Here is a 3097-nt window from a genome sequence, read left to right as displayed (position 1 = left end):
CGGCTCTGCTGGCATTCGATGTTCAGCGAGCAGGCGCCGGCCAGGGTCGCGGCCAGCGGCTGGGCGCCGCCCATGCCGCCGAGGCCGGCGGTCAGCACCCACTTGCCCTTGAGGTTGCCGTCGTAATGCTGGCGGCCAGCCTCGACGAAGGTTTCATAGGTGCCCTGGACGATGCCCTGGCTGCCGATGTAGATCCAGCTGCCGGCGGTCATCTGGCCGTACATGGCCAGGCCCTTGGCGTCCAGTTCGTTGAAGTGTTCCCAGTTGGCCCAGTGCGGCACCAGGTTGGAGTTGGCAATCAGCACGCGCGGGGCGTTGGCGTGGGTCTTGAACACGCCGACCGGCTTGCCGGACTGCACCAGCAGGGTCTCGTCCTCGTTCAGTTCCTTCAGGGTCTCGACGATCTTGTCGTAGCACTCCCAGTTGCGTGCGGCGCGGCCGATGCCGCCGTACACCACCAGTTCCTTCGGGTTTTCCGCCACCTCGGGGTCGAGGTTGTTCATCAGCATGCGCAGCGGCGCTTCGGTCAGCCAGCTCTTGGCGGTCAGCTTGTTGCCACGCGGGGCGCGGATCTCGGTGTCACGGAAACGGGTTGGCTTGTTCATGGTGGGCTCCTTCATGCGGTTCTGGCAGCAAGCGAGTGGAGGCAAGACCCCCAACTGACGTGCCGGAAGCTGTTCTTGTTGTTCCGGGGAACTCAGGTCGACGACATCCCGGCGCGCTTCCAGAAGCGCGTCGCTGAATGTCAGCTCTTATACAGATAACCATATATCAGCCTGTATATACAAGTACGCACAAAAAAAGAACCTACCCCGTCCGCTCATGCGTTTCGTCGTGAGGGAGAAACTCAAGCGATTTCAAATGGTTGGGAAAAAAGAGAAGACTGCATTGCAGAACCTCCCTTGCCAGGCAGGGAGGAATGACAAGGGAGAAGGGCTGAAAAAGTAGCAATGCCGCGCGCTGAGGAACGTACAGATAACAGCCTGTTGCGGACGAGAGTCGCCTCCGCCCAGGCTGTCAGCCGATGATTAGGTCACCCTGGTCCAGGGCCATCGGCAGGCAGTTATTGGCCGAAGCGACCTTCGAGGCGATAGCGCGAACCCGGGTATACCAGTCGCGCACTGCCGACCTGGCCTTTGGCTGACCAGCTGCGCCGGCGAATCAGCAGGCATGGCTCGTTGCGCTTTATCCGCAGCAGCTTGCACTCGGCGGGCGCCGCGTGGATCGCCTCCACCACATGCTCGCCCTCTGTCAGTGGCGCAAGCTGGACCAGGTAGGCATAGGGGGTGACGCGGGTGAAGTCCTGCTGCAGGTACTCGGGGGCGATTGCGGCGTTGACGAAGCGCTCCTCTATCTGCACGGGGACCTCGTTCTCGAAGTGCACGACCAGTGAATGGAATATGCGCGTCACACCTTCCAGGGAGAACGGCATCGCCGGCTGCGAACCTTCAGGCAAGGCCTCCAGCAAGACTACTTCGCAACGATGGGTGTGGCCGCGGGCGGCAATCTCTTCGGCGATGTTGTGGATCTCGAAAAGTGCTGCGTGGCCTTTCGGCTCGGCGACAAAGGTACCCACGCCTTGCAGACGCACCAGCACGCCTTCGATGGTCAATTCGCGCAGGGCGCGGTTGATGGTCATCCGGCTCACCCCGAGCTGGTTGAAGAGTTCGCTCTCGGAAGGCAGCTTGCTGTTGGGTCCCCATACGCCGGTACGGATTTGCTGCAGGATGATGTCCTTGACCCTTGCATACAGGGGAGAGGGGCTTTCAAGGGCATAGGCGGCCAGGGATGAGCGGTCGTCGGCAGAGTGGGACACAAGGATTCCTAACAAAGCTGGCAAGGTGAGACGGACGCCAGTTTAACCCCCCCGATCAATACGCGCATACCTGCCGGAAGCGACGGCTGCTGCCTGCACAATGGGCCCGGCAGTGCCCGAATGGATGATCTTGTCGTTTCCAGCAGGCGGCGTATCGTGAAAGGCACGCACTCATGGAGGGTTTGCTATGTTCCAGGTAATGCGAAATGGCGAAAACCGGGTCGACGTCAGCTTTGCCGGAAAGCTCGATACCAACGAAATGCGCACTGCGATTGCTCAGCTGTCGCTGCATTCCGAAGGCATCGCCCATGGTCGAATGCTGTATCGGATCGGCGATTTCGAAATGCCTACGCTAGGCGCCATGGCTGTTGAGGTCTCGAGCATTCCTCAACTGTTCAAGGTCGTTCGCCGCTTCGATCGGATGGCGGTAGTGGCCGACAAACAGTGGGTGAGGAAGGTCAGCGAAGTGGAGGGTGCTCTGATTCCTGGATTGAAGATCAAGGCATTCGATTCGCAGCAGGCCGCGGAAGCAGAAGCCTGGTTGCAGCATTAGCCACAGGCGCACCAGACGTCTGTAGCTGGGGCGGGATCTGGCCTTCGATAGTTCCTGGGCGAAGCGAGGGAATGATCGAGCCGCCGCTCCAGCGCCAGGTGCAAGCTCAGCTCACGAAACCCGGTAATTCCTCCGGCAGGGTATCGGCGGCGAGGCACATTGTTGCGCGCGACTCTTATATAGAGACGCGGTTGCCATGTCGCCTCGGCTTGCCTAGAGCGAGCCTGTAACCTCTTCAACCGAGTTCACGCCCAAGCATCCAGCATCGCTCGGTGGGGCAGCGGCGGCGGCCGTCCGGATGCAATGCCTCACTGCTTACGGTCGTCACGCCCTGATCAGGTTGCGAGGCGAATGCTCTCACCGGAAAGCCGCAACAGCAGGGGCTTGTGTAAGCCTTCTTTATATAAGGAGGCGCAATGATAGAAAGTTTTCAAATAAGTGTTGACGGCAGTTTTGGCATCCCTATAATGCGCACCTCTTCCGGCGCAGTCGCCAAGCAAAACTCCTTGATAATCAACGAGTTAAGCAGGTGGCGAGGGTGTCGGGAGGTTCCGCTTCGCAAGGTTCGCCACTGGCGAATGAAACTGGAAAAAGGAGGTGTTGACAGCGAGTTTGAACGCTGTAGAATGCGCCTCCCGCTGACGAGAAGAGTGATCGGATCGAAGGCGCAAGCGGTTGAGTAGAAAAGAAATTTTCGAAAAACAGCTTGACAGAAAGAAAGGCTAGCG

The 3097-nt window shown here is 59.5% G+C and carries 3 protein-coding genes and 1 pseudogene; 1 reads left to right on the top strand and 3 read right to left on the bottom strand.

The window, feature by feature from the left end:
• Positions 1-605 (bottom strand): annotated as a pseudogene (locus E8F12_RS02575) (urocanate hydratase); the annotation flags it as partial.
• Between the two features lie 458 nt (positions 606-1063).
• Positions 1064-1816 (bottom strand): histidine utilization repressor, encoded by a 753-nt coding sequence (gene hutC, locus E8F12_RS02570; protein ID WP_280323732.1) that lies wholly within the window; start codon positions 1814-1816, stop codon positions 1064-1066.
• 187 nt (positions 1817-2003) lie between these two features.
• Between hutC and E8F12_RS02565 the strand changes: the two genes are divergently transcribed.
• A complete protein-coding gene (locus E8F12_RS02565) occupies positions 2004-2369 on the top strand; it encodes an STAS/SEC14 domain-containing protein (RefSeq protein ID WP_280289143.1) in 366 nt (121 codons plus the stop codon).
• 430 nt (positions 2370-2799) lie between these two features.
• Here E8F12_RS02565 and E8F12_RS02560 read toward each other — a convergent pair.
• The coding region (locus E8F12_RS02560; RefSeq protein ID WP_280323730.1) for a hypothetical protein at positions 2800-3097 on the bottom strand (298 nt) is incomplete at its 5' end.

The sequence above is a fragment of the Pseudomonas sp. BN102 genome (genome assembly GCF_029871245.1).
In the GTDB taxonomy this organism is placed as follows: Bacteria; Pseudomonadota; Gammaproteobacteria; order Pseudomonadales; family Pseudomonadaceae; genus Metapseudomonas.
This window is presented reverse-complemented; position numbering and strand designations above follow the sequence as displayed.

Bases quoted from the DNA above. Each gene is read 5' to 3' on its own strand.
- E8F12_RS02565 (WP_280289143.1), top strand. From the start codon at position 2,004: ATGTTCCAGGTAATGCGAAATGGCGAAAACCGGGTCGACGTCAGCTTT.